Origin of the sequence: Hymenobacter artigasi (assembly GCF_012275535.1) — a bacterium.
Classification (GTDB): domain Bacteria; phylum Bacteroidota; class Bacteroidia; order Cytophagales; family Hymenobacteraceae; genus Hymenobacter; species Hymenobacter artigasi.
The window spans coordinates 406,001-421,471 of sequence record NZ_JAAVTK010000002.1; the positions used below are offsets into that span (position 1 = coordinate 406,001).

General features: G+C 63.3%; 15 protein-coding genes, 1 pseudogene and 1 riboswitch. Of the genes and pseudogenes, 7 read left to right on the forward strand and 9 right to left on the reverse strand.

Annotation, left to right across the window (positions count from 1 at the left end; genetic code table 11):
- Nucleotides 1-37: 37 nt before the first annotated feature.
- The 4 genes and pseudogenes from HBN54_RS05245 to HBN54_RS05265 form a co-directional block, all read right to left on the reverse strand.
- The gene (locus HBN54_RS05245) at nt 38-2,191 is read right to left on the reverse strand and encodes an FUSC family membrane protein (RefSeq protein ID WP_168672103.1); all 2,154 of its coding nucleotides are present in this window, start codon (nt 2,189-2,191) and stop codon (nt 38-40) included.
- A gap of 84 nt (nt 2,192-2,275) precedes the next feature.
- Nucleotides 2,276-2,563, reverse strand: coding sequence for a hypothetical protein (locus HBN54_RS05250; RefSeq protein WP_168672104.1), 288 nt, complete (start codon nt 2,561-2,563; stop codon nt 2,276-2,278).
- Between the two features lie 62 nt (nt 2,564-2,625).
- Nucleotides 2,626-3,183: pseudogene (locus HBN54_RS24170) on the reverse strand (hypothetical protein).
- Entirely contained in the window at nt 3,102-3,512 is a 411-nt protein-coding gene (locus HBN54_RS05265; RefSeq protein ID WP_168672107.1) for a RidA family protein, read from the reverse strand. Before HBN54_RS05265 ends, HBN54_RS24170 begins: the two are co-directional and overlap by 82 nt.
- A 185-nt stretch (nt 3,513-3,697) precedes the next feature.
- Here HBN54_RS05265 and HBN54_RS05270 point away from each other — a divergent pair, with 185 nt between their 5' ends.
- The 3 genes from HBN54_RS05270 to HBN54_RS05280 all read left to right on the forward strand — a co-directional run bounded on the left by HBN54_RS05270 (nt 3,698) and on the right by HBN54_RS05280 (nt 6,550).
- A complete protein-coding gene (locus HBN54_RS05270) occupies nt 3,698-4,513 on the forward strand; it encodes an energy transducer TonB (protein ID WP_168672108.1) in 816 nt (271 codons plus the stop codon).
- A gap of 75 nt (nt 4,514-4,588) precedes the next feature.
- Nucleotides 4,589-6,115, forward strand: a complete 1,527-nt coding sequence (locus tag HBN54_RS05275) for a DNA integrity scanning protein DisA nucleotide-binding domain protein (RefSeq protein ID WP_168672109.1) — start codon at nt 4,589-4,591, stop codon at nt 6,113-6,115.
- Between the two features lie 102 nt (nt 6,116-6,217).
- Nucleotides 6,218-6,550 carry a hypothetical protein gene (locus tag HBN54_RS05280; protein WP_168672110.1) on the forward strand — a complete coding sequence of 111 codons (333 nt, stop codon included), beginning with the start codon at nt 6,218-6,220 and terminating at the stop codon, nt 6,548-6,550.
- A 5-nt stretch (nt 6,551-6,555) separates the two neighbouring features.
- Here HBN54_RS05280 and HBN54_RS05285 read toward each other — a convergent pair whose 3' ends face one another.
- The 5 genes from HBN54_RS05285 to HBN54_RS05305 all read right to left on the reverse strand — a co-directional run bounded on the left by HBN54_RS05285 (nt 6,556) and on the right by HBN54_RS05305 (nt 10,527).
- On the reverse strand, nt 6,556-7,053 hold the full coding sequence (locus tag HBN54_RS05285) for a PaaI family thioesterase (RefSeq protein WP_235955389.1): 498 nt from the start codon (nt 7,051-7,053) through the stop codon (nt 6,556-6,558).
- A 60-nt stretch (nt 7,054-7,113) separates the two neighbouring features.
- Nucleotides 7,114-7,653, reverse strand: coding sequence for a PPC domain-containing DNA-binding protein (locus HBN54_RS05290; RefSeq protein WP_168672111.1), 540 nt, complete (start codon nt 7,651-7,653; stop codon nt 7,114-7,116).
- 125 nt (nt 7,654-7,778) lie between these two features.
- Complete coding sequence (locus HBN54_RS05295; protein WP_168672112.1) at nt 7,779-9,044, reverse strand: hypothetical protein; 1,266 nt, start codon at nt 9,042-9,044, stop codon at nt 7,779-7,781.
- Nucleotides 9,041-9,820, reverse strand: coding sequence for a hypothetical protein (locus HBN54_RS05300; RefSeq protein WP_168672113.1), 780 nt, complete (start codon nt 9,818-9,820; stop codon nt 9,041-9,043). The genes HBN54_RS05295 and HBN54_RS05300 overlap by 4 nt, the downstream gene beginning before the upstream one ends.
- Nucleotides 9,821-9,948: 128 nt before the next feature.
- Entirely contained in the window at nt 9,949-10,527 is a 579-nt protein-coding gene (locus tag HBN54_RS05305) for an RNA polymerase sigma factor (protein ID WP_168672114.1), read from the reverse strand.
- Nucleotides 10,528-10,733: 206 nt separating this feature from the next.
- Nucleotides 10,734-10,822: riboswitch (SAM riboswitch) on the forward strand.
- Nucleotides 10,823-11,091: 269 nt separating this feature from the next.
- On the opposite strand from HBN54_RS05305, the gene HBN54_RS05310 reads away from it, so the two are divergent.
- The 4 genes from HBN54_RS05310 (at nt 11,092) to cobA (ending at nt 15,353) form a co-directional block, all read left to right on the forward strand.
- The gene (locus HBN54_RS05310) at nt 11,092-11,853 is read left to right on the forward strand and encodes a phosphoadenylyl-sulfate reductase (RefSeq protein ID WP_382213395.1); all 762 of its coding nucleotides are present in this window, start codon (nt 11,092-11,094) and stop codon (nt 11,851-11,853) included.
- 137 nt (nt 11,854-11,990) lie between these two features.
- Entirely contained in the window at nt 11,991-12,911 is a 921-nt protein-coding gene (gene cysD / locus HBN54_RS05315) for a sulfate adenylyltransferase subunit CysD (protein ID WP_168672116.1), read from the forward strand.
- A gap of 159 nt (nt 12,912-13,070) precedes the next feature.
- Nucleotides 13,071-14,363 carry a sulfate adenylyltransferase subunit 1 gene (locus tag HBN54_RS05320; protein WP_168672117.1) on the forward strand — a complete coding sequence of 431 codons (1,293 nt, stop codon included), beginning with the start codon at nt 13,071-13,073 and terminating at the stop codon, nt 14,361-14,363.
- Between the two features lie 180 nt (nt 14,364-14,543).
- The gene (gene cobA / locus HBN54_RS05325; protein ID WP_168672118.1) at nt 14,544-15,353 is read left to right on the forward strand and encodes a uroporphyrinogen-III C-methyltransferase; all 810 of its coding nucleotides are present in this window, start codon (nt 14,544-14,546) and stop codon (nt 15,351-15,353) included.
- The last annotated feature ends 118 nt before the right edge of the window (nt 15,354-15,471 follow it).

Here is a 15,471-nt window from a genome sequence, read left to right on the forward strand (position 1 = left end):
GATTCCGTGCACACAGGGGCGAAGCACCGCTTCGCCCCTACCCGGCCAGCACCTCGGTCACTTTCCCGATATCCCCGCTCACCTTCTGCAGAAACGTGAGCTGCTCCAGCAGCAGCTTGTCGTCGGCGGCTTCGACGGAGATGTTGGGCTCGGGGGCGGCCAGCTCCTCAATGGGCGCGGCGGCGGCGGGCGCAATGCGGGCCAGGCTTTTGCTGAGGGCCGCCACGGCGCTGGTGAGGGCGCGGCGGCTGTCGGGTGGGAAGGGCGGCACGGCGGGCGCGGCCTCGCGCAGGGTGCCGGTGAGGGCCGCGATGTTGGAGGAGAGAATGTGGTTCAGCACCACAAATTCGTGGCTTTCGGTGGGGCGGTGCTGCTTGCTTTTGGGCTCGGTGAGCATGCGCTGGAACGCCGCCGCGAGGTTGGCCCCGCTCACGTACACGTTTTTGCGCAGCAGGCGGTAGTCGTTGGACGTGAGGGGGCGGCCGGCGAGGCGGTCGGCCAGCTGGCGCAGGTAGGCCAGGTTGGCGCGCAGGGCGGCGGCCATATAGTCGGTCAATTGCTCCGATTCCCAGCTTGGAAACAGCAGGTAACCCGCCGAAAACGCAATGGCGCAGCCCATAAGGGTATCGGTGATGCGCTCCTGCGCCACGCCCAGGTAACTCAGCCCCAGAAACCGGAACATGATGAGCAGATAGGCCGTCAGAAACACCACCGTGACCAGGTACACGGTGCGCTGGAAGCTGTAAGCCACCACCATAAACACCACCAGCACGGCAAACCGGGCCTCGGGCCACGGCACCGCCCACAGCACGAGGCCGCCCAGCGCCCCGCCCGCCAGCGTGCCGATGATGCGCTCGGTGTTGCGCTGCCGCGTGAGGCTGAACCCAGGCTTGAGCATGATGGTCACCGTCATCAGAATCCAGTAGTTGTGCTGGCCGTGCCAGAGGGTTTCGGCCACGGCGTAGGCCACCAGGCAGGCCACGGTCATGCGCACGGCGTGGCGGAACACCGCCGATTTCATGGTGAAGTTCTGGCTCAGGGCGCGCAGCTCGATTTCCTGGCGGGCCACAAACTGGGTGTGGTCGGCGGCACGGCTGGCGGCGGGCGCGGCGGCCGAGAGGGCCTCGTCGAAGTAGCGCCGGATGTTGCCCACCCGCCGGATGATGTCGCGCAGGTTCACCAGTATTTTCTTCAATACCAACGTATTACTGCCAGTCTCCGCATCGGTGTCGAGGGCACTGATGCGGGCCTGCAGGCGGTCCCACTCGGCTGTGAGCACGGGGCCGGTGCCGGGGTGCGCGTGGTTGGTCTGAATGGCCACGCCGAGGTGGTCCAATTCGGTGGCGACGTGCCGGATGAGCCGGGCCACATCGTCCAGAATACCGGTGTGGCCGAAGGATTCGCGCACGGCCGAGTAGTCGTAATACCCCACCGTGATGCGCTCGTACAGGTCCACCGTTTCCACGAAGGTGAGCACCAGGCGGCGGCCGGTGCTGGTGGTTTCGTTCACAATCTGGCGGGTGCGGAAAATGAGGTCGCGCACAGCTTCCTGCTTTTCGTTCACCACCACTTGCTGGGCCACCAGCTGGCGGTAGTCCTCCTCCAGCGCGGTGGCGGGGTTGTAGAACTTGGCTTTGAGGTCCAGAAACCGCGCCAGGGCGTGAATGCACTCGCCCAGCGCCTGCTGGGCCGGGCGGTAGGGCCGCACCTGGTAGGCCACCAGGGCCAGCCCCGCGTACCAGATGCCGCCCAGCAGCAGCAGGCCCGCGTGGGCCGGCGCGTCGGCCAGGGCGGGCGGGTGGGCCAGCAGCAGCACCACGCTCAGCAAGGTGGCGGTGCCCACGGCCCCAGCCCGCGCTCCCCAGACAAGCAGCATGGTCAGCCCGAAACTCAGCGCCCCGATTTCGAGGGCCAGCGTCCAGACGTTAAGGGCGGCCGCGCCCGTGAGCAGGGCCGTGAGGCCCACCAGCACCAGGGCGGCCAGCATGCCGTTGCGGCGGTGCGCGGCCGGGCCGGGCGTGTCGGTCACGCTCACGCACACGGCCCCGGTCGCAATGCTCAGGCCCGCCTCGAAATACCCCCACTGCCCCAGCAGCACCGCCGGCAGCAGAATGGACACCGTGACGCGCACTCCATCGGAAAAATTCTGGCCGGAAAAGAAGTAGCGGAGGCGGCGCGTCTGGTGGTTCATGCGGCGGGAGCGGGTAATGCCGCAAGTAACGCGAAGAACGACCAAATGGGTTAGCAGGCCGGCGCGTGCACGCGGCATTTCGCGCTACAACTGCTGCAGCGACGGGCGTTCGGGCTCGTCGTAGGCCGTCGAGTCGCCGTCTTCATACACCGCGTTTTCCAAGTCGTCGACGCAGGTTTCGAGCTCGGCTACTTCATCTTCCTTCTCGGCCAGCTGCTGGCGCAGGCGGGCCAGCTCGCGGGTTTGCTGCTGCTGCACGGCTTCGAGGCGGGCCAGGCGCTGCTGGTCGGCCTGGCAGGCGGGCAGCGCGAGGGCCAGCGCGGCCAGCAGCGCGGCGCGGCGGCCGTGCGCCAAAGTCAATGGAAATTTCATTGCTCCAAAATTACGCCCCGCCGGGTGTAGCCCATTGGCTTTGGCCCACGGCCGACCCCGCGCTAATACATCACATCATTCACCGCCTCAACTTTGGGCGGCAGTTCGGTTTCTTCGAGCAGCTCGCGCAGGTCGATTTCGATGCTGCGGCAAATGGCCGTCATCGGCACGTCGTAGATGTCGTTTTCGAAGGGGTTCTCGCTGATGTGGCCCACCACTTCAATCACGTTAAATACCCACGATACGAGCACCGAAAACGGCACCATCAGCCAGATGTGGTATTGGCCCAGGGCTTGGCGGCTATCGAACTCCTCCACCAAACCCAGCGGCAGAATGGCCGCGAACACCCACACAAACACAAAGCTGAATTAGGCAAACTGGCGCGAAAACGGCGTATTCTTGATGCGCTCGCAGCCTCCCTGCGCGTTTAGCAGGTCCTGAATGGTCTGCATCATGGCCACCTGGCGAAACTCGGTGAGCAGGCCGCGCTTGTAGAGCTCGCGCAGCTCCACGCTCTGGCGGCGCAGCAAATTCCCGATTAATTCCGCAGCGCGGCCATGCACTTCAGCTCGATGGCGATGGGCGTGGGCAGGCAGTTTATTTCGAGGGTGGTGCGGCAGGGCTGGGCCGTGGCGAAGTACTCGGCGTAGAGGCGGTTGTAGGTCGGAAAGTCGTCTTTCATGTTGGTCAGGAACACGGTCACGTCCACCAAATCGTCCCACTCGGCCCCGGCTTCTTCCAGAATGTAGCGCACGTTCTGAAACACGGCGTGGCACTGGCTCTCAAAGTCATAGTGCAGAACATTGCCGTCCTCATCCACTTCCACGCCGGGAATGGCTTTCTGGCCGCGCTGGCGCGGGCCCACGCCGGACAGAAACAACAGGTTGCCTACGCGGCGGGTGTAGGGGTAGGCACCCACGGGCTCGGGGGCGCGGCTTTCGGTGGTCATGGCAATGGCAACGTTAAGGGGTACAGTAATTCGCTTCAAAGTACGTCATATAGGAGGGAAGGCGAAACCACGCGGGGCGCGGGCTGCCGTTCTTTGCAAGGCCAGCCGGCACTATTTTGGCAGGTACAGCCTTTGCGGTTCAACCGTCTTTTCTCATTACTCCTCCTCTTCTCCCTTTTCTACGCATGAAAACCTCGATGCTCCTGCTGCTTGGCGGCCTTAGTTTTTCCAGTCTTGCAGCCCACGCCCAGAAGCGCAAAATGCCGCCCAAGCCCACGGCCAATACCGTGTACGACTCGGTGCAGCAGCCCGCCGTGCCCCTGGGTGGCACCGAGCGCTACGCCCAGTTTCTGGCCGCGCACCAGAAATACCCCGCCACAGCCATGCAAAAAGGCATTCAGGGCACTGTGAAGGTGAGCTTCGTGGTGGAAAAAACCGGTACCGTGAACGAGGTGAAGGTCGAAACGCCAGTGGCGCCCGAGCTCGATGCCGAAGCCATCCGCCTCATCAAAAGCGGCCCGAAGTGGACGCCCGCCAAGCACCGCAACGCCGTGGTGCGCCAGCGCGTGGTGGTGCCGGTATCGTTCGTGATGTCGCCGGGCAGCACCGTCACCATCGGCGGGCCGGCCAAGGAGCGGCCCATCACCACCTCTGCCGCCGACATTGCCGCCTCGGCCAACCCCGACCGCCCCGCCGTGGTGGCCCCCGACCGCCCCACCCAGCCCGTGGGCGGCAACCAGGCTTTTTTCGATTGGATTGAAAAAAACCAGCAGTACCCCGGCCTGGCCCGCAAACGCAACATTCAGGGCAAGGTGATGGTCGAATTTATGGTGCAACGCGATGGTAGTCTGACCGATGCCCGCGTTATCAAGAAGATGGGCTCCGGGCTTGACGAAGAGGCTTTGCGGCTGATAAAGGCCGCTCCGAAATGGGAGCCGGCCATGTTTCAGGGCAAGCCGATGAAGCAAAAGATGGTGTTGCCGGTTCTATTCCAGCTGTAAGTTCAACCAAACGCCAAACGCCCCCTCCTCAAGACAGGAGGGGCGTTTTTTTAGTCTCTGCTGCCCCGCCCGCCCATGCTCTCTTCCTGCTCCTTAGCTGCCTCAAAGTCGCCTGCCATCATCGTGCCGCCGGCCCAAATCTGGCCCTACCAGGTGCGCTACCGCGAGGGAGCCCAGGCGCTGGCCCAGGACTTATTCGATGCGCTGGATGATGACCTGAAGCCGTTTGTGCTGCTGCTCGCCCTGCCCGCCGACGACACCCTGCCCGCCCGCTGCCTGGAGCCCGTCGACAGCGACCTGCCCGCCACCGCGTTTTCCGACGTGGTGGCCCGGGGCCGCGTGCGCCAGCTCACCACCCCCTGGCCCTTCCCCGACCGCGCCGACGTGACGGCCGCCGCCATCCGGCGCAAGCACCAGGGCATCGGCATCCGCGATGCCGTGCAGGAAACCCTCAATGCCCTTGATGGGCAGGGCCAGTACCAACATTTTGCCGGCTGGCCGGTAGAGATAAACGGCTACTTTGTGACCACGGTGCTGCGCTTGCTGCGCAAACCGCTGCGGGCCTACCCTTCGTTGCAGCCCGCCCGCTACTACACCGATGGCAAGCCGCTGGCTCCGTCGCTACTATTGGCCGCCATGTACCGCTTCAACGAGGAAGGCGTGAAGGCCCTTAGCGAGCCCGAACCAGGGGCCAGCATCTTCATGCGGCCCCGCGAAAGCGAGGAGCTGCTACGCGCCGCCGGCAAAACCTTCCTTGACACGCCCGCCCAGGCCCTGGGCCTCGACCCGGCTACTATCAAGCTGTTTGCCACCTGCAACACCATCAGCAGCCTGCGTTACGAGGGCGCCGAGGGCGTGGGCAACCTGCTGCTGGCCCGGCGCGGCCACCCCAACATCGAGGAAGTATTTGCCCTCACCTGCCCCACCGAGCTCACCGACTACCGCGCCGTGCGCAAGCTGCTGGAAATGGCCACGCCCGACGTGCACCTGCTCGCCGACGGCGAAAACGTGTACGCATTGGGCCGCCAAATTGGCCACTACGATGCCGTGCGCGAGGATTTGTTCGTTATCAGCTTCGTGACGCACTACGCCTGGGAGCTTCAGCATGCCGGGCACATCCTCATGCGCTCGCACTACGGCCTGCCCGGCCTACCGCGCCCGCGCCTCAGCCGGCCGGCCTTCCGAAAGGCCCTCAAGCGCACCTTCGCCCTCACCGACGCGCCCAAAGTAGAGCGCCTCTGGGACGTGGTGCTCGAAGCCAGCCGCCAGAAGCACGGCACGCTCCTGGTCATCACCACCGAGGCCTTGGCCGAAGCCGACCGCCTCAAGCTGCAGTGCACGCTCATCGAGCCCGTGCCGCTCACGCCGCTCATCACCCGCCTCGTCACCAGCATCGACGGCGCAGTGCTTCTCGACCCCGAGGGCTACTGTTACTCTATTGGGGTAATTCTCGACGGCCGCGCCTCGGGCCGGGGCGACGGTACCCGGGGCGCGCGCTACAACTCGGCCCTGCGCTACGTGGAAAGCTCCGACTATCCCTGCATCGCCATCGTGGTGAGCGAGGACGGGATGGTGGACGTTATTACTTCGGTGAAAGAGTAAGAAAGCAACACCCGTCGGGCGATATTCTTACGGCAACTTACGTAACTTTATTGCTTCCTGCCCCCAAATTCACCAGGCACTTTCCCTATCCTTTCATATCCGATGACTGCCGACGACCGCCTCAATCAACTCGAACCGCTGCTTTCCGAAACGATGAGCATCCTGGACAGGCACACTGCTCAGCTCAAGCAGCTGAGCTTTGCCATCAGCCAGGTAAGCACGGCAGTCGTTCAGCAAGGCGAAAACATCAGTTTCTTATTGCGTGAGCAACTGACGATGAAAACCCAGCAGAATGACCTGAAAACCCAGCAGGATGTGATGAAAACCCAGCAGGATGTGATGAAAACCCAACTAGATGGGGTAGAAACCAAGCTGGATGGTGTAACTGGTAAGCTCGACCATATCCTGCAATTGCTGCAGAAGCCGGGCCAATAACCCGCCTACCGCTTTGCCCGGAATGACCAGGTGAGCTTGAACACTGCCACCACGTCGCCGGCCTCATCCACGCCAGTGCTGGTGCAGACTACGGTGCGGCCCTCGCCGGTAGCACGGCTCTCGGCCACGGCCAGAGCAATGAGCGGGCCATCGGGGCAGGTGAAGGCGATTAGGCCTACTGCTTTCTTCGTAAAATCGCCCTGAATGGCCGTCACCAGCATCGAAACCGGCCCGCCGGCCTGCACCTGCATCATGCCCTGGATGCCGCTGGCAAACTCTGCCGCCATGGCCAGGCAGGCGAAATAGAGACTTCGGAATGGGTTCTGGGTGAGGAATTTGTAGCGGATGGTGACCGTGGCCGTCTCCGGCGTGAGCTGCGTGAGGCGCAGGCCCGCCAGCCAGGCCATGGGCAGCTTGCGCATCATGAACAGCCGCAGCTTCAGCGGATTCAGAACCTGGCGGCGGAAGGCGGCGGCTTGCGGAGTGTCGGTGGCAGTAGTCATGCGGCGAAGGTACGTTTCAGGGCCGTTGCTGCTGCCCCGGCCAGTGGGCCGAAATATCGCCTATGGCTTGCGGGGTTTGCTTTTCTCATCGGCCGGGCTGGCAACGGGTGCCGAGGCAGGCCGCACCACCAGCTCCTGATAGCCAAACGTGTCGTCCTTCTCGCGCCGAAACTCCAGCTGCGGCAGCTCGCCCAGCACGATTTCGGCCGTGGTGTACACCCGGCAGCCATCCAGCAAATGCCCGCCGATGGTGCGGCCCGTGCTGTCGGAAACCGCCAGATGTATGTGCGAACCATTCGTCGACAGCGTGCCGACCAGCGACACAATCTCAAAATGGCCTTTATACACCGTGGGGCCTTCCTGGTTGGCCAGGCGCAACGTGGCCACCGTGAGGCTGCCCACGCAGGTAATCATGGTGCCGGCCAGGATGTGGTTTTGCTGCGCGAAGGCCGTGAGCTGCTGGCGCAAATCATCGCCGGGGCGCAGGCGCAAGGCATAGGTTTTGAGAGCAGAGGATTGGGCAACGGGCACGGGGGCTGGGGTTTGGGCCAGCGCGGAGGTAGCCAGCAGCGATAAAACGAAGACAAGACGTATTGACATTGCCCCAAAGAACGTCATGCTGCGCAAAGCCGAAGCATCTCGAGGGCCATAGTAAACGAGTTACTACTGCGGTAGAGATGCTTCGGCTTTGCGCAGCATGACGTTCTGTTACTACTTTCTGCTCCCTACTTGCTGAACCGCACCGTGCCGTACCGCACTTTGATGTTCACATTGCCCGCCCGCCGCGTCGGGGCCACGGCTCCGAAGGTGCCCAACACGTCGCTGGTTTGCGGGCCGTTTTCCTGCGAAAGCACGCGCACCAGGTTTTTATCCACCAGCAGCTGGCCTTGCTCGGTGCTCACATCGAAGCGGAAGGCAGGAGCTTCGGCAAAGCCCAGGCGGATGGTGCTGAAACCGCCGTCGAGGTTCACTTGGCGGAAATTGGCGCCCATGTCGCGCACCACGAATTCGGGGCAGTAGCGCAGGGCCATGTCAAGGGCTTCGTCCAGCTTTTCGATGGTGAAGCGCGAGTAGCCCGACGAGCCGCGCAGGTTGCGCACGGTGCCCAGGGCCACGTCGCCGTACTTGCTGTGCACGGTCAGGTCCTGCACCGTGCCAATGTCTACGTCGGAATAGTTGTTGCGCAGGTCCACCGTCGTGCCCGTATCGAGGCGCAGCTGGGCATAGCTGGCATCAATGCTGGCGCGGCCGGCGAAGGCAATACGGCAGTCGCCATTGCCAATGCGGATGAGGTTGCGCGGGCCTTCGAGGCGAGCGGTGCGCAGGGTGCCGTACTCTACAGCCAGTTCGGTGGGGCCGCTCAGGTCGCCAGCCACGGTCACTTCGCCAAAGCTGTTGTAGATTTTCAGGGCCGTGGTGCGGGGCAGCCACACGGTGTAGTTCACTTCGTAGCGGCAGCCCCCGGCCCGGCCGCGCAATGCGGGGCCAAACTGCGTGCTCACGGCCACGCCGCCGGTTTTGGCGTCGTAATCGAGCCACTGTACGCCCAGCGCATCAAGAATCTGGCGGGCTCCGGCGTCGCTTTCCGAGCGCGCCACCAGTTCAGCATCCACCTTTATTTCCTTCTTATTCCAGGGGTTGATTTGCACCCGGCCGTAGCGCGTATCGAGCGAAAACGGCCGGCCGGTATTCGGCACCGCGTAGCTGCGCACAATGTGCCGGCGCTGCTCGGCCTGCAGGCTGGCGCTGCCCTGGCCGTCGGCCTGGTCTACGAGTGGGTTTTGCTGGCGGGGCTCCTGCTCCTGGCCAAAAAGCGCGGCCTCGGCGCGGCGTGCATCGGGTGTCAAGATGTGAATGGCCACGCCGTGGCCCACGGCCACCCAGCGGGTTTGGCCATCCTGCGCTTGGGAGCGCTGCGGGGCCAGCAGGCTCAGCAGCCCGCCGCACAGCGCCACCCATCGGCTTACCCGCAAAGCCAGGGGCGGGTTCATTCGGCCTGGCGCCGGCTATCGGCCAGCACGTAAGAATTATTGTTGGGAGCTGCTTGGGCCGTATTGCCCAGGTTCAGCTGCCGGTCGAGAATGTCAAGGCGGATTTGCAGGTTGCGGTTCATGGCCGTGAGCACGGCGTCGGGCTGCGGATGGTGCAGCAACTGCTGCTTCAACTCGCGGTAGCTGGAATCGAGCGACACTAGCTCGTGCTGCCAGTCGGCGTTCATGGCCGCCATGCCGGGGCCGCTGAGCTGGCTCAGCTCGGTTTGGCGGCGGGCCAACTGGTTGGTGTAGTAGGTTTCCATGCCGCGCACGGCGCGCACCAGCTGGCTGTCGGCCCCGGTGGTGTGCTCGGCGGCGGTGAGGGAGAGCGGGTTGCCGCCCTGGTACAGGGCCGCATCGGGTTCGGTAGCAACGGTGCCAGGAGTAGCAGCGGCCGGCGCGGCCACCACGGCCGTTTCGGGCGCGGCCCGGTTGGCTTTCCAAGCCTCGCTGGCCCCGGCGGCAAATACGAGCAGAGCCAGCGCCGCCGCCACCCCGTAGCGCTGAAACCAGCCGGCGCGGGCCTTCGATTGGGCTACTGTTGCAACTGGCGCAATAAATGGGCCCTCCGGCGCATCGGCCAAGCGCATAACCGGCGTTTGGGGCGCTGTGGTGGTAGCATTAAGCTGCTCCTCCAGCGCGGCCCAGAGGTCGGGGCGCGGCTCGTGGGTGTCGAAATCGGCACGGTGCCGCTCGACGAAGGTTTCGAGAGAATTATTTTTCTTGGTATCCATGAATGAGTAGCAGACGCACGATTCGTCCAGGTTCAGGGCGGGCCGCGGGGTTATACGAAAACCACGGCTGGGCGAAAACGGATGAAGGGTAGTGAAACGATTACGTAATGATTGATAAGGGATAAATTTTAACTCAGGCCACGCTGGGCGGCCAACTCACGCAGCCGGACCCGCGCCCGGCTGTATTGGGATTTGGAAGTCGATTCGGAAATACCCAGAATGCCCGCGATTTCGAGATGGTCGTAGCCTTCGAGCAGGTAGAGGCTTAGCACGACGCGGTAGCCGTCGGGCAGCTCCTGAATGCAGCGGCGCAGCACATCGGCGCGGTAGTGCATGTCGGCTTCGTCTTCGGGCGAATGGGCGGTGGCTTCGGCGGGCTCGTCGTGGTGCTGCTCGCCCAGGGGCACCAGCGCCAGCCGCCGCTGCCGCAGGCAATTGATGCTTTTGTTCACCACAATCCGCTTCAGCCAAGCCCCAAAAGACGAATCGCCCTTGTAGCCGCTCAACTCCCGAAAGGCGCTCAGAAACGACTCCTGGAGTACGTCCTCGGCCTCGGCATAGTCGCCGGTGATGCGCAGGGCGGCGTTGAACATGGCCTTGGAGTAGCGCCGGTAAATCTCGGCCTGGGCCTGGCGGTCGTTGAGGCGGCAGCGCTCCACCAGCGGGGCGTTGATGTCGACGTAGGCGGAAAGGGACAGGGCTTCCATGCAGAAAACGAGGTCTTAAAGGTGCTTAAGCAACCCATAGACCACGCGGCGGGTTCAGGGGTTGCATCGCCAAATTACGCAGTTTCCGGGCACCGCCAACCCGTTGGAGCAGGTGACCAGCTGCACCACCGCAAAATAAATTTTTGGCATTTCTTAATTTCATCCTTTACATTTGCCCCAGCAACCCTCGTTTGGGACGCTACCTATTTTTATACAGAGGCGCGGAGAGACAGGCTCGACGAAACGCCGGCAACCCCCACTAGTTGGAACGGTGCCAAGTCCTGACATATAAAAAACGCCGTGAGCACATCCCTCAATCCCCGCCTGCAACCCACCACCCTCGCCGCGCCGCGCCGAATGTGTTGTTGCATGGGCTGTTCCCTGGCCGCTATGCCGGGGAAGATTGCTGGTTGTTGAGCTAGGGCCACTCTTCCGGCGGCTGCTGCGGCAGCCACCCCGCTACTACCCTTTTGTGGTGATTGATTCATTGCGCGACGCGTAGCGGGTTTTTGCGGCCTTCGCGGCCCATTTCGGTTTTTTCTGCGGAGAAAAACTCCCCCTTCCATCATGGCATTACCCCTTGAAAGCCAGGTCATAGACCTGCGTCGCTACCTGCCCGAGTGCTCAGTACCGGAAACCCTGGCCCTGCTGGCCGACCACTTCCCCGGCCGCGTCTCGTTTTCCACGTCCTTCGGGCTGGAGGACCAGATTATCACGCACTTCATCTTCGAAAACGACCTCCCCATCCGGGTGTTCACCCTCGACACGGGCCGCAATTTTCAGGAAACCTACTCGACCTGGAACAAAACCCTGCTGCGCTACGGGAAATCCATTGAGGTATTCGCCCCTCAAACTGCCACGCTCGAAAAATTAGTTGCCCGGAAAGGCCCCAACAGCTTCTACGAGAGCATAGCTAACCGCAAGGAGTGCTGCAATATCCGCAAAGTGGAGCCGCTAAGTCGCGCCCTGGCCGGCCAGCAGGTGTGGGTAACGGGCATCCGCGCCGAGCAGTCGCAGAACCGCCAGACCATGCACCCGGCCGAGTGGGACGGCGGCCATGAGCTCATTAAAGTTCACCCACTCTTCGACTGGACCTGGGCCGAGTGCGAAGCCTTCGCGCAGGCCAACGGCATTCCGGTGAACCCGCTGCACCGGCAGGGCTTCGTGAGCATCGGCTGTGCGCCCTGCACCCGGGCCATTGCGCCGGGTGAGGACTTCCGCGCCGGGCGCTGGTGGTGGGAAGACGCGGCGGCCAAGGAGTGCGGCCTGCACGCCACCGCCGCCCACCAGGGCCTCGACCCGGTGGTGGAGCGAATGCCGGGCTAGGCCGTCCTCCTTTCCGCGCCGGTGGCCTGGCCGTCGGCGCTACATCCTTCCCCAAAGGCACCCCCCTCGCGGGCCTTATCCCACCCTCCCCTTCCGGTTTTTCAAATTCGCCCGATTTTTTCGGGCCCAGACCTGCTATGTCATTATCAAACCCTATTTATCTCGATTACCTCGACCGTTTGGAGGCTGAAGCCATTCATATTCTGCGGGAAGTAGCCGGGCAGTTCGAGCGGCCTGCGCTGTTGTTCTCCGGCGGCAAAGACTCAATTGCCCTCACGCGGCTGGCCGAAAAGGCCTTTCGGCCGGGCCGGTTCCCGTTCCCACTGGTGCATATCGATACCGGCCACAACTTCGAGGAAATCATCAACTACCGCGACGAGCTGGCCGCGCAGTTGGGCGAGAAGCTGATTGTGCGCCGGGTGGAGGATACTATCCGGGAGCGCGGCCTGCACGAGCCTGGCGGCAAATATCCCAGTCGCAACCCGCTGCAGACCTATACCTTGCTCGATGTGATTGAGGAGTTTGAGTTCGACGCCTGCATCGGTGGGGCACGGCGCGACGAGGAGAAGGCCCGGGCCAAGGAACGCATCTTCTCGGTGCGCGACGACTTCGGCCAGTGGGACCCCAAGCGCCAGCGCCCGGAGCTGTGGAACATCTACAACGGCCGCATTCAGAAGGGCGAAAACGTGCGCGTATTTCCCATCTCCAACTGGACCGAACTGGACGTGTGGAACTACATTCAGCGCGAAAACATCAGGCTGCCCGAAATCTACTTCGCTCACGAGCGGCAGTGCGTAGTGCTACCCAGCGGCCAGCTGCTGGGCTTCAGTGAACACCTGAACCTGGACGAAACCGACGAAATCGTGAACCGTCGTGTGCGCTTCCGCACTGTGGGCGACTCGACTTGCACGGCCGCCGTGGAAAGCGACGCGGCTTCGGTAGACGACATTATTCAGGACCTGCTGCTGGCTAAAGTAAGCGAGCGCGGCGCCACGCGCCTCGACGACAACCTCTCGGAAACGGGGATGGAAGACCGGAAGCGAAACGGCTATTTCTGATTGGGGTCTTGGGGACTTAGGGTCTTGGGGTCTTGGTTTTAAAAGCCGCAAATCCAGCCACTAAGTCCTCATTACAACCGAGAGCCGAAGCTTATCCAAGTCCGCAAGAACAAAAAACCAAGTCCCTAAGACCCCAAGTCCCCAAGACCCTAAAACCACATGGACCTTCTCCGATTTATCACCTGCGGCAGCGTCGACGACGGCAAGAGCACGCTCATCGGCCGGCTGCTGTACGACAGCGACTCCGTATCGCTCGACGTGCTGGCCACGCTGGAAAAGCGCCGCGCCAGCACCGGCGGCGACGTGGATTTGGCCCTGCTTACCGATGGCCTGAAAGCCGAGCGCGAGCAAGGCATCACCATTGATGTGGCGCACAAATACTTCACCACGCCGCGCCGCAAATTCATTATCACTGATGCGCCGGGCCACGTGCAATACACTCGGAACATGGTAACCGGTGCCAGCAACGCCGACCTCGCCATTGTGCTGGTAGATGCCCGCCAGGGCGTAATTGAGCAGACCCGGCGGCACACGCTGCTAGCTTCGCTGCTGGGCATTCAGCACTTCGTGCTAGCCGTGAACAAGATGGATTTGGTGGGCCACGAGGAAGTGGTTTTCCGCAACATCGTGACCGATTACCAGACCATTGCCGCACAGCTCAAACTGCCGAACGTGGTAGCCATTCCGCTGAGCGCGCTGAACGGCGACAACGTGGTGCGCCGCTCCCATTTCCTGCCTTGGTACCACGGCCCGAGCCTACTGGAACACCTCGAAAGCGTACCCGTGCCGGCCGATGCCAACCCGAACGAGCCGCGCTTCCAGGTGCAGTATGTGGTTCGGCCGCAGACCGAGGAACTGCCCGACTACCGGGGCTACGCCGGCCGCATCCAGAGCGGAACCTACCGCCAGGGCGACCGGGTCCGCATCTGGCCCTCGGGGCTGGAAACGGTGCTTGAGGCTATCGAAGTAAACCAGCGCGAAGTGGCCACGGCCACGGCCCCACAGGGCGTCATTCTGCGGCTTCGCGACGATGTGGACGTGAGCCGGGGCGATACCATTGTGCCCCTCACGGCCCACCCGGCAGTGGTGCGCGAGTTGGAAGCGACCCTATGCTGGATGGATGAGCGGCCCCTGCGCGCCGGCCGCAAGCTGCTGGTGCAGCACCACGCCGCTACGGTGAAAGCGGCCGTGACCACCATTCTCCAAAAGACCAACATCGAAACTTTCGAAAGCCAGGGCACCGACGAGGCCCGGCTGAACGACATCGTGCGGGTGCGCCTGAAAACCGCCCTGCCCCTGGTGGTGGACGAATACCGCCAGAATCGCACGACGGGCGCTTTTATCCTGGTGGATGAGCAGACCGGGGCCACCCTGGCCGCCGGCCTCGTGGCTGCCACCGACCCGGCATATTTCACCGAAGAAGTGCCAGCGGAAGCGGCCTTTTCCATCTGATGCCGGCTGCCGGTCTGACCACCCTAGGCGGTCAGACCGGTTGAAGCACCACCGACTGCCCTTGCGCCACCCTGACGCGACGCCCTCCCCGACAACCGGTCAGACCGCCTAGGGCGGTCAGACCGGAGCAGCCGCTCCGTCCCCTTCTCTTTTATCTCTTCTAATCAGATTCCGACTATTATGGCTGATTTCCCCCTTTTCCTCCCCCGCCTGACCGTAGTAGGCGCGGGCCCCGGCGACCCGGAGCTGCTGACGCTGAAAGGTGCCAAAGTCCTTGCAGCGGCCGATGTAGTGCTCTACGATGCACTGGCGAATGATGCCCTGCTGGCGCACGTCCGGCCCGGTGTGCCGCTCATTTTTGTGGGCAAGCGCAGCGGCTTCAAAGCCTATACCCAGGACGGCATCAACGACCTGATTGTGCAGCAGGCCTACCGGCACGGCCATGTGGTGCGGCTGAAGGGCGGCGACCCGTTCGTGTTCGGCCGGGGGCGCGAGGAAATGCTGTATGCCGAGGCCCACGGACTGGCCACGGACTACGTGCCGGGCATCAGCAGCGCGGTGGCGGCGGCGGGCAGCGTGGGCATTCCGGCCACGCACCGGGGGCTGAGCGAAGGCTTCCGGGTGCTAACGGCCACCACGGCCGATGAGCAGCTATCGGCCGCGCTGCTCGAAGCGGCGCAGACGCCCACCGTCACCACCATGATTCTGATGGGTATGAGCCGGCTGGCGGAAATAGCGGCGCTTTTTGCCCGCTACGGCGGGGCCTCGGTGCCGGCCGCCATCATCCAGCACGGCACGCTGCCCAACGCCCGCGTGGTGGCCGGCACCGTAGCCGACATTGCCGGGCGGGCCGCCAGCGCCGGCCTGGGCGCGCCAGCCGTGATTGTGCTGGGCGAAGTGGTGCGGCTGATGAAGCAGCCAGCTGCTGTAGTCTCCGAAACCGTCACTGAACTGCTACCGGAGCTGCTGCGCTACGCGAAAGTAGCCTGACGGTTGCCTCGCCCCCGGCCCCTCTCTGCAGGAGAGGGGAGCCTGACGACTTGTAGCACATGCTTCAGCTTGTGCCTTTGCAATCCTGATTTCACCCAACGCCGCACAAGCTAAAGCA